The 24593-nt window shown below is 48.9% G+C and carries 20 protein-coding genes; 17 read left to right on the forward strand and 3 right to left on the reverse strand.

Features of this window, described 5'->3' with window-relative positions; translation table 11 throughout:
- Positions 1 to 51: 51 nt before the first annotated feature.
- Together LRP57_RS02820 and glnA are read right to left on the reverse strand one after the other, a co-directional pair.
- Entirely contained in the window at positions 52 to 1890 is a 1839-nt protein-coding gene (locus tag LRP57_RS02820) for an AMP-dependent synthetase/ligase (RefSeq protein ID WP_231204927.1), read from the reverse strand.
- A 387-nt stretch (positions 1891 to 2277) separates the two neighbouring features.
- The gene (glnA, locus tag LRP57_RS02825) at positions 2278 to 3702 is read right to left on the reverse strand and encodes a type I glutamate--ammonia ligase (RefSeq protein WP_231204929.1); all 1425 of its coding nucleotides are present in this window, start codon (positions 3700 to 3702) and stop codon (positions 2278 to 2280) included.
- A 239-nt stretch (positions 3703 to 3941) separates the two neighbouring features.
- Here glnA and uvrC point away from each other — a divergent pair, with 239 nt between their 5' ends.
- The 9 genes from uvrC (at position 3942) to secG (ending at position 14161) form a co-directional block, all read left to right on the forward strand.
- Positions 3942 to 5975, forward strand: coding sequence for an excinuclease ABC subunit UvrC (gene uvrC / locus LRP57_RS02830; RefSeq protein ID WP_231204931.1), 2034 nt, complete (start codon positions 3942 to 3944; stop codon positions 5973 to 5975).
- Between the two features lies 1 nt (position 5976).
- A complete protein-coding gene (gene purT, locus LRP57_RS02835) occupies positions 5977 to 7200 on the forward strand; it encodes a formate-dependent phosphoribosylglycinamide formyltransferase (RefSeq protein WP_231204933.1) in 1224 nt (407 codons plus the stop codon).
- Positions 7201 to 7207: 7 nt separating this feature from the next.
- Positions 7208 to 8239, forward strand: coding sequence for an RNase adapter RapZ (rapZ, locus tag LRP57_RS02840; protein WP_231204935.1), 1032 nt, complete (start codon positions 7208 to 7210; stop codon positions 8237 to 8239).
- Positions 8239 to 9243, forward strand: a complete 1005-nt coding sequence (locus tag LRP57_RS02845; protein WP_231205232.1) for a gluconeogenesis factor YvcK family protein — start codon at positions 8239 to 8241, stop codon at positions 9241 to 9243. Before rapZ ends, LRP57_RS02845 begins: the two co-directional genes overlap by 1 nt.
- Positions 9244 to 9483: 240 nt before the next feature.
- Positions 9484 to 10467, forward strand: coding sequence for a DNA-binding protein WhiA (gene whiA, locus LRP57_RS02850; RefSeq protein WP_231204937.1), 984 nt, complete (start codon positions 9484 to 9486; stop codon positions 10465 to 10467).
- A gap of 184 nt (positions 10468 to 10651) precedes the next feature.
- On the forward strand, positions 10652 to 11656 hold the full coding sequence (gene gap, locus LRP57_RS02855) for a type I glyceraldehyde-3-phosphate dehydrogenase (RefSeq protein WP_231204940.1): 1005 nt from the start codon (positions 10652 to 10654) through the stop codon (positions 11654 to 11656).
- A 162-nt stretch (positions 11657 to 11818) separates the two neighbouring features.
- Positions 11819 to 13009, forward strand: a complete 1191-nt coding sequence (locus tag LRP57_RS02860; RefSeq protein ID WP_231204942.1) for a phosphoglycerate kinase — start codon at positions 11819 to 11821, stop codon at positions 13007 to 13009.
- Positions 13010 to 13011: 2 nt separating this feature from the next.
- On the forward strand, positions 13012 to 13788 hold the full coding sequence (gene tpiA / locus LRP57_RS02865) for a triose-phosphate isomerase (protein WP_231204944.1): 777 nt from the start codon (positions 13012 to 13014) through the stop codon (positions 13786 to 13788).
- A 115-nt stretch (positions 13789 to 13903) separates the two neighbouring features.
- On the forward strand, positions 13904 to 14161 hold the full coding sequence (secG, locus tag LRP57_RS02870; protein ID WP_269212694.1) for a preprotein translocase subunit SecG: 258 nt from the start codon (positions 13904 to 13906) through the stop codon (positions 14159 to 14161).
- A 339-nt stretch (positions 14162 to 14500) separates the two neighbouring features.
- Here secG and tkt read toward each other — a convergent pair whose 3' ends face one another.
- Positions 14501 to 16591: a transketolase gene (gene tkt / locus LRP57_RS02875; protein WP_269213817.1), complete on the reverse strand. Its 2091-nt coding sequence runs from the start codon at positions 16589 to 16591 to the stop codon at positions 14501 to 14503.
- 239 nt (positions 16592 to 16830) lie between these two features.
- On the opposite strand from tkt, the gene LRP57_RS02880 reads away from it, so the two are divergent.
- From LRP57_RS02880 to LRP57_RS02915, 8 genes are all read left to right on the forward strand, one after another.
- The gene (locus LRP57_RS02880; protein WP_231204950.1) at positions 16831 to 17787 is read left to right on the forward strand and encodes a site-specific tyrosine recombinase XerD; all 957 of its coding nucleotides are present in this window, start codon (positions 16831 to 16833) and stop codon (positions 17785 to 17787) included.
- Positions 17788 to 17796: 9 nt separating this feature from the next.
- A complete protein-coding gene (locus LRP57_RS02885; protein WP_231204953.1) occupies positions 17797 to 18660 on the forward strand; it encodes a ParA family protein in 864 nt (287 codons plus the stop codon).
- Positions 18650 to 19459: a segregation and condensation protein A gene (locus LRP57_RS02890; RefSeq protein WP_231205233.1), complete on the forward strand. Its 810-nt coding sequence runs from the start codon at positions 18650 to 18652 to the stop codon at positions 19457 to 19459. Before LRP57_RS02885 ends, LRP57_RS02890 begins: the two co-directional genes overlap by 11 nt.
- Entirely contained in the window at positions 19456 to 20205 is a 750-nt protein-coding gene (gene scpB / locus LRP57_RS02895) for an SMC-Scp complex subunit ScpB (RefSeq protein WP_231204954.1), read from the forward strand. The genes LRP57_RS02890 and scpB overlap by 4 nt, the downstream gene beginning before the upstream one ends.
- Positions 20202 to 20951 carry a pseudouridine synthase gene (locus LRP57_RS02900; protein ID WP_231204956.1) on the forward strand — a complete coding sequence of 250 codons (750 nt, stop codon included), beginning with the start codon at positions 20202 to 20204 and terminating at the stop codon, positions 20949 to 20951. Before scpB ends, LRP57_RS02900 begins: the two co-directional genes overlap by 4 nt.
- A gap of 161 nt (positions 20952 to 21112) precedes the next feature.
- A complete protein-coding gene (locus tag LRP57_RS02905; RefSeq protein ID WP_231204958.1) occupies positions 21113 to 22273 on the forward strand; it encodes a prephenate dehydrogenase in 1161 nt (386 codons plus the stop codon).
- 74 nt (positions 22274 to 22347) lie between these two features.
- Positions 22348 to 23112, forward strand: coding sequence for a (d)CMP kinase (gene cmk, locus LRP57_RS02910; RefSeq protein WP_231205234.1), 765 nt, complete (start codon positions 22348 to 22350; stop codon positions 23110 to 23112).
- 73 nt (positions 23113 to 23185) lie between these two features.
- The gene (locus LRP57_RS02915; protein ID WP_231204960.1) at positions 23186 to 24511 is read left to right on the forward strand and encodes an amidase family protein; all 1326 of its coding nucleotides are present in this window, start codon (positions 23186 to 23188) and stop codon (positions 24509 to 24511) included.
- Positions 24512 to 24593: the final 82 nt, after the last annotated feature.

The raw sequence follows: 24593 nt of genomic DNA on the forward strand, positions 1-24593 counted from the left end.
AGCACGGGTGTGGTGCAAATGGTCCCTGTGTGTTGTTATGAGTGGTACGTATTAACGATTTTTACCGTTGCGTTTTTCCGCTTCGCCTTCACGATAAAGCGCATCAATTTCGTGAGCAAAGTCTGCGAGTACCCGAGAACGTCGCAGTTTCAATGAAGGAGTAAGGTAGCCGTTATCAACGGTAAACATGGCATCAATAATGCGGTAACGGCGTATTGATTCAGCACGGGAAACAGATTTATTTGCTTTCGCAATGGCACGGTCTAACGAGGCTCGTACCTCTGGTAAATGAGCTGCTTCAGCAATACCTGTCGGTGGTAAACCATGATTTTTCAACCAAATGGGAAGCATATCGTGGTCAAGGGTAATGAGGGCGCTGATATACGGGCGTGCTTCCCCCACGACAATTATCGTGCCGATGAGGGGATGGGTAGCCAGCTGATCCTCTAAGACTTCGGGGGAGACATTTTTCCCACCAGCGGTGACAATCAGTTCTTTTTTGCGTCCCGTAATGGTGAGTTGCCCGCGTTTATCAATACTTCCAAGGTCGCCGGAATGGAACCAGCCGTCCCGTATTGCGGCTGCGGTTTCTTGAGGGAGATTGAAATACCCAGGAGTAACAAAAAGACCTTTCATGAGTATTTCCCCGTCGGGTGCGATCTTAATGCTGTTCCCAGGAAGAACTGAGCCGACTGTGCCAATAGAATTATTCCCCAACCACTGACCGGTAATTGGGCCGGTGGTTTCTGATAAACCGTAGCCTTGGATAACTGTGAGGCCAATACCTTCATAGAAGCGGATGAGGTCAGTGGTCAGTGGCGCGCCTCCAGAAATTACGTATTTGAGTCGTGGACCCAAGAGGTCACGGATCTTGTGGAGGACGAGTTTATCTGCCACAAGGTGACGTAGTCTGAGTAAAGGTGAAGGACCTAGTCGTGTATGTGATTTGGTGGTGTAACGGCGAGCTTGATGAGCTGCCCACGAGAAAATTTTCCCTTTAAGGCCACCTCCCGCTTTTGCTGCGGCGGCATTGTAGACCTTTTCAAGGACACGAGGAACAGCTAACAGCACAGAGGGTTGGAATGCCTCAATATCGGGGAGTAGCCTTTTCACGTCAGGAGAAAAGGCGATAACACCTGATCCAGCGAGAACGAGATGCATTGCAAAACGTCCAAAGACATGCGCAAGCGGCAGGAAAAGAAGTAAACGTGTTTCTTTTGTTTGAACAACTTCAGGAAGCGCTTGTTGAATGGAACGTATCAGGGCAACAAAGTTGCGATGTGTCAGGATGACACCTTTAGGTTTCCCTGTAGTACCCGAGGTATAGATAATGGTTGCCATGTCATCAATGTCGATAAGTGCACGACGTTGGTAGAGCAGTTGTGATGCTGTGTTTTGCCCTGCAGTAATGAGGTTGCGTATAGCTCCAGAATCAACGGCTTCGATTGCGAGAACATGTGGAGTTGCTACTGAACTGACAAGGTCAGCTTGTTGAAGTGTAGCGGTAACGACGTAGACGATACCTGCATCTTCAAGGATATGACGTATCTGCGCAGCGGAGTCTGATTCGTAGATCGGGACGGTAATAGCGCCGATACTGAGGATTGCTAGGTCCAGGAGCATCCACGAATAGGAAGTAGCAGAAAGGACTCCAACTGTCTGTCCCGGTTGTATGCCGCGAGCAATCAGTCCTTTGGCTATGTCATCAACATCTTGCTGGATTTGTGCTGTTGTCAGGTGTTGTGAGGCGCCTACTTCTGAGCGTTCTTCGACGGCAACTTCATTGGGCCGCATGTGCGCGCGACGTAAAAAAAGCGAAGGGATTGTGTCTTTTGAGTCAAGGGTAAAGCGAGCTTTTTCAGACCAGGTGCCATCCCTATGCCGTTTCATATGACCCCCACATAATCAACAATTAAAAATCTGAACACTAGATAGTTTAGGTGTCTGTTGAGCTGTTTGCCGATAAGGCGCGCGTGAAGAACGATACCTTACATATGGGATGAAACACTTGCTACATATTGGGTAAATGTGCGTAAAATGCCTGATTTTCACAGAAATTAAGGCATGAGAAAGGAAGGGCGATCTGTCAGTTCAACCACAAACCCTCCCCAAAAATCAACACGATCAGGCTGTTTGTCCCATAAGCCTTGTCATAGGCCTCAGCTAAAAAGAGCGATAGCCCCTTATATTTCCCACTAGGAGTAGGCGTATAAGGGGCTATACAAGCGATAAACCTGTGATCTGCTGGTGTGTATGAGTACTGACCCAGATGAATTTTTACAAGTCGTAGTACAGCTGATACTCAAAAGGATGCGGATACGATCGCATAGGTGTGATTTCGTATTTCTCCTTGTAATCAATCCACGTATCAATAAGATCCTGTGTAAATACATCGCTTTCAGTAAGGAAATCGTGATCCTCACGTAATGCCTCAAGTGCGCCTTCTAAGGACGAGGGGAGCTTAGCGATATCTTGATACTCCGTCGGGGGCAGCTCATACAGGTCTTTGTCTATAGGAGCGGCAGGTTCGATACGCCGACGGATACCGTCAATACCAGCCATGAGGCAAGCAGAAAACGACAAGTATGGATTCGCTGAAGGATCTGGTACACGATATTCCACACGCTTTGCTTTCGGTGAAGTACCGGTAACAGGGATGCGGATACATGCTGAACGGTTACGTGCCGAATAAACAAGGTTAACGGGAGCCTCGAAACCAGGAACTAAACGACGATAGGAATTAAGTGATGGATTAGTGAAAGCAAGTAAGGCAGGAGCATGTTCTAAAAGACCTCCCACAAACCAACGTGCTGTATCTGAAAGAGAACCGTATCCACGTTCGTCATAAAACAGAGGTTCGCCATCTTTCCACAACGATAGATGCGTGTGCATCCCTGAACCTGCGTCACCAAAGAGTGGTTTCGGCATGAAAGTTGCAGTGTGACCAAATTCCATTGCCGTATTTTTGACAATGTACTTAAAAACCATCATGTCATCTGCTGCTTTTTTCAGCGGTGCGAAACGATAACCAATTTCGTGTTGCCCACCCGATCCGACTTCGTGATGCGCACGCTCCACACTTAAACCGACATCGCTGAGCCTACGACACATGACATCTCGTATATCGGCAAAGTGGTCAACTGGGGGAACGGGGAAGTATCCGCTGTTGTGTCGTGTTTTATAGCCGAGGTTTCCGCCTTCTTCATGACGTCCGGTGTTCCAGTGTCCTTCGATAGAATCAACGGCAAAGAAAGTGTCGTGGGGCGCTATGCGGAAACGTACATCATCAAATAAATAAAATTCAGCTTCTGCGCCAATGTAGCAGGTGTCGGCAATGCCTGTTGATCGAAGATAGGCTTCAGCTTTGAGGGCAACTTGACGTGGATCGCGCGAGAAAGGCTCATCGGTAAAAGGATCGACGACAGAGAACAAGACCACCAATGTTTTTGCTACACGGAAAGGGTCAATGTAGCAGGAAGTGACATCGGGGATGAGCTTCATATCAGACTCATGGATTTGCGCGAACCCGCGAATTGAGGAGCCATCAAACATGACTCCGTCTTCTAAAACGTTACCTGTAAATTCTGTCGCGGGAATTGTGAAATGTTGCTGCACCCCAGGTAAATCACAAAAACGGACATCGATATACTCGACGCCCTCTCGTTCGATGTATTCAAGAACTTCTGAGGGGGTAGTGAACACGGGGTGTCCTTCCTGGCATTGCAGCCTGTGCTCGGTGGTAGAGCGTCAAGAAATAACCAAATCTTAACCAAAATTATTCTAGTTACGGAGTCTATGCTGAAGAAAATCTATGCCCATAATGTGAGCAAAACCCCGTTTTATGCGTTGCTTATCCACATTGATTTTCGCAGAGTGACATCAGTAGTTAAAGCAACGAAACTGGACGAGAGGCCTCGCTTAAAAACTATTACCCTTAGGGAGTGGCCGACCCAGTAACATACCGTCCCCGAACCTCAGAAATACCAACAAATCCTGGTGTTTATCGTTTCGTAGACGCGCATGATCGAGTAATTTACGTTGGAAAAGCAAAAAACTTGCGCGCGCGCCTCGTGAATTACTTTCAGGATCTTTCTGCCCTGCATCCACGAACCCAGCAAATGGTGACCACGGCGGCCGGTGTTCAATGGACAGTAGTAGCAAATGAAATAGAGGCCCTTACCCTTGAATTCACCTGGATTAAAGAATTTAATCCACGCTTCAATGTTGTATTCAAAGATGACAAATCCTACCCCTATCTGAGCGTGTCGCTGAGTGAACGCTTCCCCCGAGTACGTGTCACACGTGACGCAAAGAAAAAAGGCGAACGATACTTCGGCCCTTACACCCACGTATGGGCTATCCGTGAAAGTATCGATCATCTGCTACGCGTATACCCTGTGCGTACCTGCTCAGCAGGCGTATTTCGACGAGCACAAGCACAACGACGTGCCTGTTTACTTGCTGATATTGGAAAGTGTTCCGCCCCATGTGTAGGTCGCATTACTGAAGAAAAACATATGCAACTTGCACGTGAGCTATGTCAATTCCTTGACGGGCGGACAGGGCCTGTTATACGTCACCTTGAAAACGAAATGCGTCACGCATCAGAGCACCTTGAATTTGAACGAGCTGCTCGATTACGTGATGACATCACAGCTTTACGGACAGTTCTTGAACGTAATGCAATGGTCCTTGATGATGGAGCCGACGTTGACGTATTCGCACTTGCTACGGATGACCTGGATGCGGCAGTCTACGTCTTTCATGTGCGTGGTGGTCGTATCAGAGGTACGCGAGGATGGGTGCTCTCACGATTAGATGCGGCGGAAGAACCTGCACTGATGGCCCGCTTACTTGAACAAGTCTATGGTGATTTCCCAGTAATGGAACCTCATCAGAGGCATCAAATGCTGCGTAACACAGTGAGCCCTTCTTCAATTGACGATACTGTTCATACGCCTATTCATGCCATACCTAAAGAAATTCTAGTATCAGTTGAACCTGAGGATCTTACGACACTGACTCAATGGCTCACCATGAGACGAGGAGCAAAAGTTGTATTAAAAGTTCCTGAACGGGGTACTAAAGCGGCTCTCCTTGATACTGTGCGAACAAATGCTCAGGAAACACTTACCCATCACAAAATGAAACGTTCCGGTGATTTAACACAACGATCGCAGGCATTAGAAGAATTAGCGGAAAATCTTCATTTGCCTACGCCTCCACTACGTATTGAATGTTATGATATTTCGCATACGCAAGGGCAACATCAAATGGGTTCGATGGTTGTTTTTGAAGATGGTATTCCGCGCAAAGACGCCTACCGGACATTCGCTATTCGCGGAAACGACACTATGACGCATGACGACACTGCTGCCATGCGTGAGGTGTTGACACGTCGTTTTCATCGACTATACGAAGAAGAAAACCCTCACGATACAGAAAGTTCTGCATCTGTCATACGCAGTGGAGCAATTGATCCTGATACAGGGAAAAAACGCAGATTTTCCTATGCGCCTGACCTTATTGTGGTGGATGGGGGATTGCCTCAAGTTAATGAAGCGCAGCGAACCCTTCAGGAACTAGGGGTTGATCTTCCAGTCATTGGACTGGCAAAACGACTTGAAGAAATCTGGATACCTGGCGAAGAATTTCCAATTATTCTGCCGCGCACAAGCGTGTCTTTATACATGCTGCAGCATCTGCGCGATGAATCGCATCGAAGCGCTATACGTGCCCACAGGAAAAAACGAACGCATGCTCAAACTCGTTCGTTTCTCGACACTGTCCCAGGACTTGGCCCGCAACGGCAAAGCGCTCTTTTACGTGCATTTGGTTCGTTGAAACGATTGCGTCAAGCTCGGGTAGAAGATATTGCTGCAATCAAAGGAATCGGACCGAATCTTGCAAGAACCATTCATGATGCACTGAATCAAGGCACAATAGAAGTACCCACCTCACAAAGAGAGGCATGAGATGAACCTTCTCCAGCAATTGCCGCTATCCCTACCTGCGCGTATTTTACTTTTAGGCTCAGGGGAATTAGGAAAAGAACTCACGATTTCTTTCCAACGCCTCGGTTGCTACGTTCTTGCCGTTGATTCATACCCGAATGCTCCTGCAATGCAGGTAGCGCACGAGTCTTTCGTCTGTGATATGACAGATGAAAAAGCTTTGAAGGAACTTCTAGCGCAAGTCAATGTTGATCTCATTGTTCCTGAAGTTGAGGCGATTGCTACTCACGTTTTAACCGAAGTGGAACGTGAAGGTCATATGCGTGTGATTCCACATGCCCAAGCAGTTATCACCACAATGGATCGTCAGCGTATTCGCTCATTGGTAGCAGAATTACCGCAGGTGCGTACCTCGCGTTTCCGTTTTGCTTCTAGTCTCGATGAGGTACGTGAAGCGATTGCATATACGGGATTGCCTGCTTTTGTGAAACCAACAATGTCCTCATCAGGGCATGGGCAAACCCGTATTACATGCGAACAAGAGGTGGAGGTTGCTTGGGAAAATGCCTCACATGGAGCGCGTGCGCATACCGGTAGGGTAATTGTTGAAGAAAACGTTGAATTTGACAGCGAAATTACACTGCTCACAATCCGATGGTGGGATCAGGAAAGTAAAGAAATACGGACTTCTTTTTGTGCACCTATCGGACATCGTCAACATGAGGGCGATTATGTAGAGTCATGGCAACCCGCGTATGTATCACCTGCTGCTCTTGAAGAATGTCAGCTCATGGCTTGCGCTGTCACCGACGCGTTGGCTGATGCAGGATGCGGGCCTGCGTTAGGTCTTTTTGGAGTGGAATTCTTTATTAAGGGTGATGAGGCGTATTTCTCGGAATTATCCCCACGACCACATGACACAGGCATGGTCACCATGATTACTCAAGATTTGAATGAATTTGATCTTCATGCACGTGCCATCATGGGGCTCCCCGTAGAAACCAGCATAAATCGCCATGGTGCCTCCGCAGTTATTAAATCGACTGAATCTGTAGAAAAACCCGAGTACACGGGTATTGCAGAGGCGCTTGCATTGGGTGCTCAGGTGCGAATTTTTGGGAAACCTGTTAATCGAGCTGGGCGACGTCTAGGTGTTGTACTTACTCACGCAGATACAACTGAACAGGCTCGACGCACTGCTTGCCATGCTGCCACTCTCGTTACTGTGACTCATCGAATAAAATGATGCTGCTATGAAAGATTCTTTCCAAATAAATGATCCCAGCCGCACAGACAGCGCTTTTTCACAATCGGATGAACCTTGGCGCGACTATGGGCAAGTCAATGAACGTAATCAGCCAGCGCCTCGGACAGTTCCTGATGGGATACCGTTGCGAGATGCGTACACGCGCGCACAGGAACCGCAAAATAATGAAGTTCTCATTATTACCGGATATTCGGGAGCAGGTCGCACAGGCGCAGCGCGTGCTTTAGAAGATCTCGACTGGTATGTTGTCGATAATTTACCGCCGCAGATGCTTCCTGCTTTGGTGGGAATGATGGCTCCGGCAGGCGCAGGGGTACATCGTTTAGCGGTCGTTATTGACGTGCGTTCACGAGCATTCTTTACAGAACTCATCAATACTGTGGAACAACTGACAGAAACGGGTGTTCCTCACAGAATCCTCTTTCTTGAAGCCGATACAGCTACGCTGGTACGTCGTTATGAATCCAATCGTCGTCCCCATCCTATGCAAGGTAATGGAATGCTCCTGGACGGCATACACGCAGAAGCTCGTTTACTTGCACCATTGCGTAGCCGCGCTGATGAAGTTATCGACACAACGCATATGAATGTGCATGACCTTTCGCGTCATGTGCGAGACGTTATCGCGGCAGAGGGAAATCGTCCTCTGAAAGTCACCGTTGAATCATTTGGATTCAAACGCGGTATTCCATTGGATGCAGACCATGTGCTTGACGTTCGTTTCTTAAAAAATCCGTACTGGGTTGATGAATTACGCCATTTAACTGGACGCGATGAAGCAGTGGCGAATTATGTATTAAATCAACCCGGTGCCCTCGCATTTGCCAAAGGATATGCGAATCTTTTAGCACCTATGTTGAATGGCTATCTGGTCGAGTTAAAGCCGTTCACCACTATTGCAGTGGGCTGCACAGGCGGAAAGCATCGTTCGGTAGCTGTGAGTGAGTGTATTGCCGCCGTCTTGAGGGACAAAGGTTTTTCTGTACGGGTGGTTCATCGTGATCTAGGGAGGGAATGATGGTGTACCTTGACGCTGCTGGATGGGTTCAGCGTGGCGATAACGGGTACGGTGTCGTCGCTTTGGGTGGAGGACACGGTCTTTCTGCGACATTGCGTGCCCTTCGTCATATCACCAGACGTTTAACCGCTGTGGTTACTGTGGCAGATGATGGTGGCTCCTCAGGACGTCTACGTCAAGAAATGGATGTGCTGCCACCAGGTGATTTACGTATGGCACTGGCGAGCTTATGTGAAGAAAGCGAATGGGGTTTGACATGGCGTGACATCATGCAAACTCGCTTGAATACCACAGGGCCTTTACACGGTCACGCGTTAGGGAATCTCCTGATTGCAGGAATGTGGCAGCTTCTTGATGACCCTGTGGAAAGTTTAGATCTTGTTGGACGGCTATTAGGAGCCGCTGGACGTGTTCTTCCCATGTCTTCAGTTCCTTTACATATTGAAGCTGACATGGATGATGCAGGACGAAAATACACCGTTGAAGGACAATCGCAAGTTGCGGTGGCGTCAGGGTCTGTCTGTCACGTTCGTTTAACGCCGAAGGAGCCTCCGGTTCCGTCCGTTGTGATTGAATCAATTGAACAGGCTGACTGGGTGATTTTAGGTCCCGGGTCGTGGTACACCTCCGTTATTCCGCACCTTTTGGTTCCACAATTGCATCGTGCTTTAGTGACAACAAATGCTCATCGCGCTCTTGTCTTGAATTTGGCACGCCAACGTGGTGAAACAGATCGGATGACAACATCAGATCATGTGCGTGTTCTGGGTCAATATGCTCCGGATCTGAAATTGGATGTTGTTATTGCTGACCCAACAACTATTGATGATGTTGATGACCTTGTTGCTGCCAGTGAATCTTTAGGGGCGCGTTTGCTTTTACGGCAAGTACGTACAGGCGACGGGCAACCGCATCATGATCCTTTACGGTTAGCTGCAGCTTTACGTGACGCATTTGACGGTTTTCTTGGTGAGGTAGGCCGCGCGGAACCATGGCTTGTCTGATTTGTACGAGGAAATAATGGATCCATGTTCGCAGGTGAAGTACACGAGAAATCTATCGGCGTGCATATGTGGCTCAAGAATGTGATGATTGTTTTTGGATGAGCAGTGATGATATGAGCTGAGGGAGTAGAACACCTATATGAAGACGTGTTTCTGCAGCACGTATACACATATGTGTCAGCTTAGCTATTCACTGCAAGCGCATGTATGTGCAGCATGTGTAAAAGAGGGAGGATTCTTATGTCTTTAACCAGTGACATGAAGGATGAGCTTGCTCGTACAGCTCTGACACAACATGCGGTAATGGCAGCGGAAGTATCAGCCACTCTACGTTTTGCAGGTGGACTGCATTTAGTGGCAGGTCGTATCCTCATCGAAGCTGAATTGGATTCTCCGATAGCTGCGCGTCGTTTACGTGGGTTACTTGCGAATTTATATGACGCAGAATCCTCAGTGATTGTTGTCTCAGGCAGTTCTTTGCGTCGCGGGAAACGCTACGTCGTGCGTGTTGTGAAGAATGCTGATGAATTAGCTCGCAGAACAGGACTTATTGATTCAGTGGGTCGCCCGGTTCGAGGGTTGCCAGTTACTTTGGTGGCGGGGAATAAAGAGATTGCTGCTGCAACGTGGCGGGGTGCATTTCTTGCGCGTGGTTCATTGATGGAGCCAGGGCGTTCATCATCTTTAGAAATTACCTGTCCGGGACCTGAAGTTGCTTTGGCAATGCTGGGGTGTGCGCGAAAACTGGGAGCTGTGGCTCGAACAAAGGAAGTACGTGGGACAGATCGTGTTTCTGTGCGTGATAGCGAAGCCATTGGGGTTTTAATTGCGGCGATGGGAGCTCAAGCAACTTATGAAGCATGGCAGGCTCGTCGAGAACGGCGTGAGGCGCGGGGGAGTGCGAATCGCCTTGCGAATTTTGATGATGCAAATTTACGACGTTCAGCACGTGCTGCTGTTGCGGCGGGCGCTCGTGTAGAACGCGCTTTTGAGATTTTAGGTTCAGATATTCCTGAGCATCTTTTAGAAGCCGGACGTTTACGTATCGAATTCAAACAAGCCTCATTGGAAGAATTAGGCAAACGAACAGACCCACCTTTGACAAAAGATGCGGTGGCGGGACGTATTCGGCGTCTGCTAGCTATGGCAGATAAAGCAGCTCATGAGCGTGGAATTCCTGACACTGAAGCGGCTTTAACCTTGGAAATGTTAGAAGAAGATTAATTCTTTAGCGCATACTGGAGATCAGCGCCACTTTATTTGAGGGACGTTCGACACTGCTTGATTCGAGTTTTCGGTGTAGATTTGTAGTGCTGAGCCGCAGTAGATCTGCGGGCCAAATTCACAACCCGTGGATTTTGGTTGCACGAACATGAAGTGTCTTTATGACACAAGCAGGAGGACAATAGTGACCACCCGCGTTGGCATTAACGGCTTTGGACGAATTGGCCGTAACTTCTTCCGCGCTGCTTTGGAGCAGGGCGCCGACATTGAGATCGTTGCTGTCAACGACCTCACCGATAACAAGACTCTCGCTCACCTGCTCAAGCACGACTCCATCATGGGTCGTCTCGATGCTGAAGTGACATACGATGACGAGTCCATCACTGTTAACGGACACCGCATTGTTGCTCTGGCTGAGCGTGATCCGGCCAACCTCCCATGGGGCGATCTGGGTGTCGATGTTGTTGTTGAATCTACCGGTTTCTTCACCGATGCAAACAAGGCCAAGGCGCACATTGAAGGCGGTGCCAAGAAGGTCATTATCTCTGCTCCAGCAAAGAACGAAGATGGCACTTTCGTTATCGGCGTGAACCACACCGATTACGATGCTGAAAAGCACACCATCATCTCGAATGCTTCTTGCACCACAAACTGCTTGGCTCCTGTTGCCAAGGTGCTGGATGAGAACTTCGGCATTGAAAACGGCCTGATGGTGACAATTCATGCTTACACTGGCGATCAGCGTCTGCATGATGCGCCCCACGGCGATTTGCGTCGCGCCCGCGCTGCAGCTTTGAACATTGTTCCTACCTCCACAGGTGCCGCTAAGGCTGTGGCGTTGGTTCTGCCTCAGCTCAAGGGCAAGCTTGATGGCTACGCCATGCGTGTTCCAGTTCCTACTGGCTCCGTTACCGACCTCACCTTCAAGCCTTCCAAGCCTGTAACCGCTGAAGAAATCAATGCTGCTGTTAAGGCTGCTGCTGAAGGCCCACTCAAGGGTGTTCTGCTGTACTCTGAGGAACCGCTTGTTTCCACCGACATCGTGGGCGATCCTCACTCCTCAATCTTCGACGCACAACTGACCAAGGTCATTGGCGATCAGGTGAAGATTGTTTCTTGGTACGACAACGAATGGGGCTACTCGAACCGTCTCGTTGAGCTGACCGTTTACGTAGGCGACCGTCTCTGAGACTGACCGCGTATGAGCTTTTCATAGGTTTGCGCCCGCGTACGCCTCTTGCGTGCGCGGGCGTATTTCCTGTAAAAGCTCTTTCTTTGAATTCGTTATACGCACATTCCCCACAATAGTGAGTGTCGCGTATGTATCCCTAGCTTTTCACAAGAGGCCTCTATGAAGACTATTGATTCTTTAGGTGACGTTCGCGGTAAACGCGTCCTCGTCCGTTCCGATTTCAATGTTCCCCTTAAAGACGGTGTGATCACCGATGACGGTCGTATTCGTGCGGCTTTACCTACTTTGACACGTCTTGTCCAAGCCGGTGCGCGTGTCGTTGTTATGGCTCACCTTGGCCGTCCTAAAGGACAGGTGAACCCTGCTTTCTCATTGGCTCCTGTTGCTAAGCGTCTTGCTGAGCTTATTGACGTGCCAGTTACTTTAGCTCAAGATGTTACAGGCGAATCAGCACATGCTGTTGTTTCTTCCTTGAAAGACGGCGAAATTGCTTTGCTTGAAAATGTGCGCTTTGATGCACGTGAAACCTCGAAAGTTGACGAAGAACGTCAAGCCTTAGCAGCAGAATTTGCTGAACTAGGCGAAGCATTCGTATCGGATGGTTTCGGTGTAGTTCACCGTAAACAAGCATCTGTCTACGATATTGCACAGCTGGTTCCTTGCGCTGCGGGTTCACTGGTACTTAAAGAAATCGAATCCCTGCGTCGAGCCACTGAAAACCCTGAACGTCCTTACGGTGTCGTCTTAGGTGGCTCAAAGGTGTCAGATAAGCTGGGTGTTATCGCCAACTTACTGACCAAAGCTGACATGCTGTTCATTGGTGGCGGTATGGCCTACACATTCCTTGCAGCTCAAGGATACTCTGTCGGCAAATCACTACTAGAAGAAGATCAGATCGACACGGTAAAAAGCTACATTTCAGAGGCAGCTGAACGCGGAGTTGACCTGGTACTGCCAATTGATGTGGTTATCGCTCCTGAGTTTGCTGCAGATGCTCCTGCCACCATCGTCAGCGCAGATTCAATTCCTGAGGATCAGATGGGCTTGGATATTGGTCCGGCTTCACGTGAATTATTCGCTCGTAAACTTGCCACGGCTCGTACCGTCGCCTGGAATGGCCCGATGGGTGTGTTTGAATTTGATGCATTCTCTGGTGGCACTCGCGCAGTTGCAGAGGCTCTGTCACACGGCGATATGTTCTCTGTCATTGGAGGCGGCGACTCTGCTGCAGCAGTTCGCTTGCTTGGCTTCGATGAAGCAACTTTCTCTCATATTTCCACCGGTGGTGGCGCTTCCCTCGAACTACTTGAGGGTAAAGTTCTGCCAGGTATCGCAGTTTTGGAGGACTGAAAATGACTCGTACACCTTTAATGGCCGGTAACTGGAAGATGAACCTCGATCATTTAGAGGCAAATCACCTGGTTCAGGGCCTTGCAATGCATCTGCGTGACAATAATCATGACTACGATAAATGTGAAGTTCTGGTTATTCCACCTTTCACAGATATTCGTACTGTTCAAACGATTGTTGACTCTGAAGAATTAAGCATCAAATACGGTGCTCAAGATGTATCAATCCATGATAACGGTGCCTACACCGGTGAAATCTCCACTGCGATGCTCACCAAACTGGGCTGCACATATGTGGTGATGGGACACTCAGAGCGTCGTGAATACCACTCGGAATCAGATCAACTGGTCGGCGCTAAAGCACGTAAAGTTCTAGATGCGGGAATGACCCCTATCTTGTGCTGCGGCGAAGCTCTGGAAGTACGTAAAGCTGGGACGCATGTCGAATTTGTTCTTTCACAGATTCGTGCGGCCTTAGAAAACTGGTCTGCTGAAGATGTAGCCAAAATCGTTATTGCCTATGAACCTATTTGGGCAATTGGTACAGGCGAAACAGCAACTGCTGCTGACGCACAGGAAGTATGCGGCGCTATTCGTCAGGCATTAGCGGAAGATTTTGGTGCGCAGACCGCTGAAAGCACACGTGTGCTTTACGGTGGTTCAGCAAATCCGGGTAACGTGAAAGAACTGATGGCCCAACCCGATATTGACGGTGCGCTTATCGGTGGAGCCTCACTGAAAGCAGAGTCTTTCGCAGCAATGTGTGGCTTCTACGCCTGAGTTTTTCCTCACAAAAGAGCAGGGGCCATGTGGACACAATGACCATATGTGCGCCACATGGTCCCTGATCTGTTGTATCCTTATACTTTGTTGAGTACATCTGTCCTTTAGTTGAATGGAAGCCACTGTGACCGTCCTTAAGATCACGCTGCTCGTTCTGATTGTCTTAACCAGCGTGCTGCTCACGTTAACCGTTCTTATGCACAAGGGACGAGGCGGTGGCCTCTCCGACATGTTCGGCGGCGGTATTACTTCCTCTGCTGTTTCATCAGGCGTTGCTGAGCGTAACTTGAATCGTATTACGCTGGGTGTACTCCTTGTGTGGATTTCCAGCATCATTGGTTATGCTCTGCTGATGAAGTGGGTATTCTGAGCTTACATACCGTCTGAAAAAGAGACGTACCAGTCCGCCGTAGCAGTAGACCATGGCGGACTTTTTTATTTTGTAGGACATATAGACCCTTAACTTTCAGGCTTCTATCACTTATAGCATCTAGGCGATATGCGACTAAAAGCAATCACAAACAAAAGGTCAAAGAGACTCTGTAATAACGGATAAGCCTAGGGCTACACGCACAAAAACCAAGGGCAGGATACGATTTCTTCCTATCCTGCCCTTGGCTACTATTTACGTGTACTCACATACGCAACGCAGTAACAGTATTCCTTGTCTTACGTCAAAGAAATACACCCCGCTGCATAAGTCCAGTGATTACCGGGCTGCTGCAATGCTTTCTTTAGCAGCAGCAACCACATGAGCAGCATCGAAGCCATAATCAGCAAAAAGCTTGTCACCCGAAGCAGACTCACCATAGTGCTCCAAAGACACGCTTCGGCCAGCATCACCGACCAAACCACGCCATGACAAGGCAAGACCAGCTTCAACGGAAACACGCGCACGCACAGCTGCCGGCAAAACGCTTTCCTTATAATTCTCAGACTGAGCCTCAAACCATTCCATACATGGAACAGAAACCACACGGGCAGCAATACCTTGAGAAGCTAACTCCTCATAAGCCTGAACAGCAACCTGAACTTCAGAACCAGAAGCCATCACAATGACATCCGGTGTTCCTTCACAATCCACCAAAACATAGGCGCCACGCGACACAAAATCAGCATCTGCATAAGCACCTTCGCCTCGTTCATATACGGGAAGATTCTGACGAGACAAAACCAAAGCTGCAGGATGACGCTGCTCCAAGATAGCTTTCCACGCTGCCACTGTTTCATTCGCGTCACATGGGCGCACAACAGCTAAATTCGGGATAGCACGGTAGGCCGCCAAATGTTCTACAGGCTGATGTGTAGGCCCATCCTCACCAACACCAATCGAATCATGCGTCCACACATAAGTCACAGGCAGATCCATCAAAGCAGCCAAACGAACAGCACCACGCATGAAATCAGCAAAAACGAAGAACGTGCCGCCATAAGGACGAGCCAAACCATCTGCAGCAATACCATTCATGATCGTGCCCATAGCAAATTCACGGACACCAAAATGCAGATTACGACCAAAAGGATTGCCTTGGAAAGCCTTCGTATTCAGACCTTCTGGCAAGAAAGAAGGCTCTGATGGCATGAGAGTGTTATTGGAACCTGCAAGATCAGCAGAACCGCCCCACAACTCAGGTAATGTCTGCGCCAAAGCAGCGATTACTTTACCTGATGCAGAACGCGTAGCCACACTGCTTCCAGCCTCGAAAGTAGGCAATGCAGCTTCCCAGCCTTCAGGAAGGCTCCCACTGAGTACACGATCAAGTAATTCAGCGCGATCAGGGTGCGCTGCCTTCCACGCTTCAAAACGTGCATCCCAGTCAGCGCGGGCCGCTTCTGCGCGTGTCGCCACATTCGCACGAGCATAAGCAACAGCTTCCTCATCCACCTCGAACATGCGATCCGGATTAAAACCTAAAGCTTCTTTCAAACCACGCAGCGCTTCAGTGCCTAACTTAGAGCCATGAATACCACCGGTATTTTGCTTACCAGGAGTCGGCCAACCGATGATAGTACGCAACGCAATAATTGACGGCTGATCGGTAACAGCTTTTGCAGCCTCAATAGCATTGTGGAGGGCTTCCACGTTCTCACTGTACGAACCATCTGCAGCCAACCAATCAACGCGCTGCACATGCCATCCATAGGCTTCATAACGTCCAAGGACATCCTCAGTGAAAGCAATCTGAGTGTCATCCTCAATAGAAATGTGGTTGTCATCCCACAGCAGAATCAAGTTCCCCAGTTTCTGAGTTCCAGCTAAAGAAGAAGCCTCAGCAGAAACGCCTTCCTGCAAGCAGCCATCACCTGCGACAACATATACGTGGTGATCGAAAATTGACTCACCCATCGGTGTCTCAGGATCGAAAACACCGTGAGCGCGACGTGCCGCCATAGCAAAACCAACGGCAGAGGCAATACCTGTCCCCAGAGGGCCAGTAGTAATTTCTACGCCGGCTGTATGCCCATATTCAGGGTGAGCGGGGGTAAGAGAGCCTTGGGTTCGTAGAGCTTCAAGGTCAGATTTTTCAATGCCCTGTCCTGCAAGGTACATCTGGCAATACTGTGTTAAAGATGAATGACCTGCGGAAAGAATGAAACGGTCACGCCCTAACCAGCGAGGATCTTTTGGATCAATGGTTAAATGACGCTGATACAACACATAAGCAGCAGGGGCCAAAGAAATAGCTGTACCAGGATGGCCGCTTCCTACCTTTTCTACGGCGTCAGCTGCCAGAACCTTTGCTGTCTTGACAGCACGATCATCGTATTCATTCCACTTAAACGTCACGTCGGCCTCCATGCCGGATCAGCCCCTACATACGGGGACATTTAATATTTACCATCGGTCATTCTATCGTGCGCAGGTAAGAATATGCGGGACCTGCGACATGGAAAAGAGACATGTATGCGGTGTGAACAAGTAAAACACGTCTACATGAAATGAAGAAAACATAGGTGCTCACCGTGTGTGCAGGTGAAAATCTGCGCTATCGGGTAGTCCACATGCGCTCATACTACGATACGTGACACCATAAGGACATGGTTCGTCTGGAAATGGTGCTAGAAGAATGGTTCATGCAGATGCGCATTGAAAAAGGCGCTTCGCAGCACACGATTTCTAACTACATGCGTGAGGGGAAACGCTGGATTCTTTTTCTGGACTCCCAAGGCATCGACACATTTGATACTGTAACTTCGCATCACGTGACAGCCTATATTGAAGCATTATCGAATGGTTCAATCACAGGGAAACCTAGTGCGGCTGCATCACTAGCACGCGCACTATCAGTGGTACGCAGTTTCCATCGTTTTGCTGTGCGTGAAGGGTACTGCTCACTTGATCCGACAGCGGGTGTGCATCCCCCTCGCGCGCCAGAACACTTACCAAAGGCGCTGACAATTGATGAAGTCGCTTCCTTACTTGCCTGTGCCCATAAAGGGGAACGCCCCAGTGACATACGTGATACGGCCCTACTGGAACTCCTCTATGCAACCGGGGCGCGAGTATCTGAAGCAGTATCACTTTCCATCGATGACCTTGATCTGGATGCAGAACTACCAGTTGTGCGTTTTTTTGGTAAAGGACGTAAAGAACGAGTAGTTCCTATGGGGTCATATGCGCGTGAGGCTTTAGCGGCGTATCTTGTGCGTGCTCGGCCAGTTTTAGCGGCCTCAGGAAAAGGAACACATCATGTTTTCCTTGGCCTACGTGGGACGCCGATGTCACGCCAACTTGCATGGGCGGCCGTTGCTCGTATTGCTGAAATGGCAGGACTAAACGGACGTGTAAGCCCGCATACCTTACGGCATTCTTTTGCGACTCACCTTTTAGAAGGCGGGGCATCAATACGTGACGTTCAAGAACTCCTTGGACATGCTCATGTGCAAACAACGCAGATCTACACTCGTGTCACTGCGCTGACTTTACGGGAAGTACACCGAGCCTCACATCCACGAGCATCTCGTGCTGCTTCAGCAAAGGCAATGATGTCCTAGAATAGGTGTGTGAGTCATTTTAACCAGCCGACGTTAACAGAGAACGTTCTTCCAGAAGATAACGATTTCCCTGTTCCTGCGCTTTTGGATCATCATGGTCCTGCGCGTGTGATTGCTATGTGTAATCAAAAAGGTGGGGTGGGAAAAACGACGACAACCATCAATTTAGGTGCTGCGCTAGCGGAATATGGTCGCCGCGTCCTTGTTGTGGATTTTGATCCACAAGGGGCAGCCTCGGTGGGTCTAGGGATTAACACTTTGGATATGGATGTCACTATTTATAACCTCCTCATGTCCTCACGACTTGATCCTCACGACGCAGTATGTCCTACTGATCTACCGGGTTTGGACGTGTTGCCGGCAAATATTGATTTGTCTGCTGCTGAAGTCCAATTGGTAAATGAAGTAGCACGTGAATCTGCTTTACAAAGGGTTTTACGTCATCTGGAAAATGAATATGACGTGATTTTGGTGGATTGTCAGCCTTCTTTAGGTTTGCTCACCGTTAATGCTTTAACTGCCTCGCATGGTGTAATAGTTCCTGTTGCTGCTGAATTCTTTGCATTACGCGGTGTGGCTTTGCTGGTCGAAACCATTGAAACAGTACGTGACCGTATTAATCCGCGCCTCAAAATGGACGGAATTGTGGCCACTATGGTTGATACTCGTACTTTACATTCGCGGGAAGTACTTGACCGCTTAGAGGAAGCCTTTGGTGATCTGGTCTTTACAACTCGTATTGCGCGGAGTGTAAAATTCCCTGATGCTACTGTAGCAACTGAGCCTATTACAACCTATGCTTCTAAACATGCGGGTGCTCAGGCCTATCGGCGTTTAGCTCGTGAGTTGATTGCTCGTGGAGATGCAGCCTGAAAGTCACGCCTCGCAGGACGTACTCGTTCAGGGGCGTATCGATCAGTTTCAGGTCACCCTTGAAGTTTTTGAGGGACCTTTTGATTTACTGCTGCAACTGATTGCTCGTAAACGACTGGATATCACTCAAGTAGCATTAGCTGAAGTAACAGATGAGTTCATTGCTCATATGCAACTTTTCCCAGATCTATCAGTTACGACAGAATTTTTAGTTGTTGCTGCCACGCTGCTTGATATGAAGGCTGCACATTTATTGCCGCGCGATGAGTCAGTTTCAGATGTGTCCGCGCAGGATTTAGAGGCACGGGATGTCCTTTTCTCACGTCTTTTGCAGTACCGCGCATTTCGCGTAGCGGCCGAGGCGATCGGCCAGCGTTTAGAAGCGCAGGCCACTTCATTCCCACGTCTTGTGCCTATGGAAGATGCTTACGCAAAATTACTGCCAGACCTCGTGTGGGCTTGCAGTGCGCATGATTTAGCGAGGGCAGCCGCAGACGCACTCTCACATAAGCCACCCACTGTTGAAATTACGCATTTACATGATCCGCTTGTTCCGGTTGCCACTCAGGTTGATATTTTGGTAAACAAGTTACGAGGGCGAGGTCCGCTTACCTTCACAGATTTAATTTCGGATGCTGCAACGCAAGCAGTGATAGTGTCACGCTTTTTAGCGGTATTACAGCTTTATCGTGCTGGCGTAGTTGATTTTACTCAAAATGAAGCTTTAGGACGTTTACTGGTGATGTGGACCGGTGGAGAACAGGAAACATATGTGCACATTGATGAGGAGGATCAATGAATAAGCCTCAAGAATATGAGGATATTTCACAGGAAGATTGTTCTCACCTACTAGAGGAAACAGGGGATATTGATGCACTCCTTGCCCCCATTGAAGCAATTTTGATGGTAGCTGAGGCTCCAGTAACTGCTGCTCAAATCGCACCTGCCCTCGGAGTGAGCACGACAGCAGCCGAATGTGCCTTACAGCATTTGGCTGCACAGTACCCGTTACCTCATTCCTACGATGCAGCTCCTCATATGGATGAGGAAAACCACGAAATGCAAGGAACTGACGACCGTACAAACAGCGTGACCTCCTTTGCCTCAGATACGTACACCGCAGCAAAAAACAACGAAAATCGGGGGCGTCCTCATGGATTTTATGTGAAAAAAGTAGCAGGAGGCTGGCGCATCTACTCAGCACCTCAGTACAGTGATGTAGTTGCCCGTTTCGTTGTAGGCTCAGCACAAACACGGCTCAGCCAAGCCGCTTTAGAAACTTTAGCGGTTATCGCGTATCGTCAACCAATCTCACGGTCGCGTATCTCGCATATTCGTGGCGTGAATGTTGACGCCGTGGTGCGTACTCTAGTAGCACGAGGTTTAATCGAAGAAGTCGATGAGAGCCTTACCGGAGCACGCTTGTACGGAACAACCCCAGCGTTTTTGGAACGCATGGGATTCAATTCGTTGGATGACTTGGTGCCACTCGCGCCGTACCTTCCAGCTCAAGAAGAACTGGACGAACTAGAGGAGTTACTGTGAGAAATGATCCCTACGTTGAGGGTGGCCTACGTCTGCAAAAAGTTTTATCTCGCGCAGGAGTGGCTTCACGTCGCGCTGCTGAAGATCTGATCGATCAAGGACGCGTGATGGTGGATGGCAAAGTAGTCCGCACCCAAGGTTTACGTGTAGACCCTGATCGACAGGTTATTCACGTGGACGGTCAACGTCTGATTTTGGATGAAACAAAACATATTGTCCTTGCACTCAACAAGCCGGTGGGAGTTGTATCCACCATGTCGGATCCTGAAGGACGACCAACACTTGCTGACATGCTTATGGACTATCCCGAACGCTTATATCACGTCGGACGTTTAGATATTGATACCTCAGGTTTGTTGCTTTTAACAAACGATGGGGAATTGGCAAATCGTCTGACACATCCCTCATGGGGAGTGTCAAAAACCTATGTGGCGCGTGTTCATGGTGAAGTGAAATCCGGTGTGCGCCGTCGCCTCCTTGAAGGAATCGAGCTAGAAGACGGCCCAATCCAAGTGGATGCTTTCCGCACATTGGAAACGTACGGTGACATCACCACTGTTGAAATTACTGTGCACGAGGGACGGAACCGACTTGTGCGGCGTTTAATGGAAGCTGTTGGCTATCCAGTACGTGAACTTGTGCGTACGCATTTTGGTCCGATTTCCCTAGAACGCTTACAACCGGGAACACTGCGACGAGTGAAAGGTAATCAGCTCGTTCGTCTGTATTCAACGGTTGATTTATAAGCCCCTTCGTCGAAGCATCACAATGGGTGCTGCGGTACAGTCTCTCTTTTTCTGAGGCTTCGCGTTGAGTATTCAGTATCACTGCGTATCCGCCTTGTTTATACAAGTCAATGCTGATGCACCCGATGTTGTCACAAGCCACGCGTATAAGGAAAACTGAAATGACATATGTGACTACGCACCGTCCTGTTGTTACCGAAGGGCCTGTCCTCATTATCGGGACGGGTCTGCTAGGCGCATCTTTAGGTTTGTGTTTACGTGCTTCGCACATTGATGTTCTTTTGCAGGATACTTCACCGACATCGCTTCGCTTAGCACAAGATATTGGTGCAGGTATTCCCCTCAAAGAATGGTCGGGTTTACCACCGCAACTCGTGATTGTGGCAACTCCACCGGATGTGGCGCATGAGTGTGTGCTTTCTGCTTTACAGACGTGGCCGCAAGCGGTAGTCACTGACGTAGCAAGCGTCAAAGAAGCTGTTCTTGATGATCTGTTGTCCTATTGCGCGCATACAGATGACTACTCCATTCTTGGACGGTATGTAGGTTCGCATCCCATGGCAGGACGGGAACGTTCCGGTGCGGGAGCTGCTGATGCGGACTTATTTTATGGTCGACCATGGGTGCTAGTTGCTCATCCGTATTCTTCTCACGAGGCTGTGGTGCGTATTCGTGCTTTAGCGACGGATGTGGGTGCTTTCCCTGTGGAAATGGATGCTCATACGCATGATCGTTCAGTAGCTTTAGTTTCGCATGTCCCACAGCTAGTATCCAGCCTCCTTGCTTCGCGTCTAGTGGATGCTTCCAGTGAAGCATTAGGACTTGCTGGACAAGGTTTACGAGACACGACACGAATAGCTGCCTCCGATCCGCGCTTGTGGACTGTCATTTTGGCGGGGAATGCGGGACCTGTTGTTTCAATTCTACGTGAGTTGCAATCTGACCTTGCAGATTTGATTACGCATTTGGATAAAGCAGCAGAACTCGGACCTTTACGTGGCGGCTCTGTCGGAGCAGTTAATCGCGTAATGGAATCAGGCAATAGGGGAGTAGCACGTATCCCCGGTAAACACGGTGGCGCTCCGCGTCGCTACGCTGAACTGGAAGTTTTAATTCCTGATACCCCTGGTGCTTTGGGTCAACTTTTCACTGAGCTAGGTGAAATCGGGGTTAATATTGAAGACCTTGCTTTAGAACATTCAGCAGGTCAACATGTAGGTTTAGCACGTGTCATGATTGATCCATCCCGTCTACGTCAGGCACAAAAAGAGCTGGAATCGCGTGGCTGGAGACTTATCACCCACGCCATTGAAACAGCGTAAATGCCACGCTGAACCCGTACTATAGTTCCGTACACTCAGCAGAAAGAACGCACATGTCACTCAGTGAAAAAAACATGGAAAAAGTCGCTGAAGGCAACGAACTCTATGAAGAATGCCGTCGTTTAGTAAAAAAAGTTGGGGTCACTATTGCTATTGATGGGCCAGCAGGGTCAGGCAAATCTACAGTGTCACGCCGGATTGCTGATATTTTAGGAATCGGTTATCTAGATACTGGTGCCATGTACCGTGCGTTAACGTGGTACGCGCTGGAAACAGGAGTAGAACTAACAAATCAGGCAGCATTGCGTGCCCTTGCTGATGACATGCCGCTACATATGGATTCTCACCCGCTGGATCCTCATTTTTTTGTTGGTGAAGTAGAAGTGACGCAGGCTATCCGTGAGCCTCGTATTGCTTTGGGGATCCCTCATGTATCAACAAATAAGGAAGTACGTGCATGGATGGCTCGTGAACAACGGGAACGTATGATGCAGGCACGTTCACTCGGCTCAGGAATGGTTGCTGAAGGTCGTGATATAACAACGGTTGTATGTCCCGATGCGGATGTGCGAGTACTTTTATTAGCTGATTCGCAGGCTCGTCTGCGTCGTCGGACCTTGGAATTGTACGGTGACGATGCTCCTGAACATATGGATGTGGTTCGCGCGCAGATTGAAAACCGTGATAAAGCAGATTCAACAGTGTCAGAGTTCATGGAAGCTGCTCCCGGAGTCCACACACTTGATTCAACAGGCCTATCAATTGATGCTGTTGTGAATGAAATCTGCCTTCTTGTTAAAGAAAATACTGAACACCGGAGTCTGCTTCACGAAAGCTGAAAATACTTGAATAAAGCTGATGGCTCCGTGTCGTATCACTCATATAACTATGAGAGAACGTACCCTATGACCTATGGAAATGACACAACCATGGCATGAACTTACCGCATGCGAGTGGATTGAACGTGTACAGGTAACCTCAGCTTACGATGGTATTTGTGCCTGCCTTGAACGGATTCGTGCGTATAACCCTCAGTTAAATGCTTTTTCTGTGGTCCTTGCCGATTCTGCTGTGCAACGCGCACGTGAATTGGATCGTCTTGCTCCACATGAACGTGGGCCGCTTCATGGACTCCCTTTCGCGGTGAAAGAAGAAATTGATGTGGCAGGTTGTGTCACAACATTTGGAACGAATGCATACACGACCCCACGTACGTCACACTCTGAAATTGTGTCGAGATTAGAAAAGGCAGGGGCAATCGTTATAGGGAAAACACGGATGCCTGAATGTGGTGCTTGGCCTTTTACGATCAGCAAATCAGGTGGTGTCACCCGGAATCCTTATGACATGACACGCACCCCTGGCGGTTCTTCTGGTGGGAGTGCGGCGGCTGTAGCTAGCGGTATGGTTCCTATAGGGTTAGGAGGCGATGGTGGTGGTTCAATCCGTATTCCTTCTGCGCACTGTGGACTTGTCGGATTAAAACCAAGTCGTGGATTGGTCAGTACGGCTCCCTATCCTCATCTATGGCTTAATTTAGGGGTGGCGGGAGTTCTTGCGCGTACCGCACGTGATAGTGCGTTGGTATATGACGTTATCTGTGCTACTGATTTTAGTTCGAAGCTTGAGCCTCATACCTCGTTACGAATTGGATGGACGGTAGATACTGTTTCTCCTTTAGCGCGTCCGCATCAAGATCATGTATCTACTGTTCAACAGGTGGCACACTTCCTTGCTGAATCTGGTCATCAGGTGGAACATATACATCCGCGTTTTCCTGATCCGACTATTGCCTTCCTCATCCTTTTCTTGCGAAGTATCTATGAGGAAGTTTCCACCTGCGAGTATCCTCATCACCTTGAGAAACGTACTCGGCAGCTTGCTGCTGTAGGTGCGCGGTTACCGAAAAGTATGGTTTCGTGGGCGCTGAAACGTTCTGATGTGCTTGCGGAGCAGGTTGCTCCTCTATGGCAAAAATACGATGTCGTCATTACACCAACGACTGCTTCACGTCCAGATCGTGCGGATCGGATAGCCTTTTTAGGGCCTGTGCGCTCTCAGATAGCTTCTATTCCTTCAGTGGTGTACACCTTACTGTGGAATGTGACGGGGCAACCTGCAGTGTCAATACCGTGGGGGAATGATTCACATGGTTTGCCTTTGGCAGTACAAGCTATCGGCATGCAAGAAGCACCATTGTTATCGCTTGCCCATCAGCTTTCTGCCATACATGAATGAGTATTTCTATCTCTTTATATAAGCGCGTATTGGTGGCCTCTGATCGTACAATCAGAGGCCACGAATGCAATAAGTGAAAGTC

It is taken from the genome of Schaalia sp. lx-260 (assembly GCF_021083645.1).
GTDB lineage: Bacteria > Actinomycetota > Actinomycetes > Actinomycetales > Actinomycetaceae > Pauljensenia.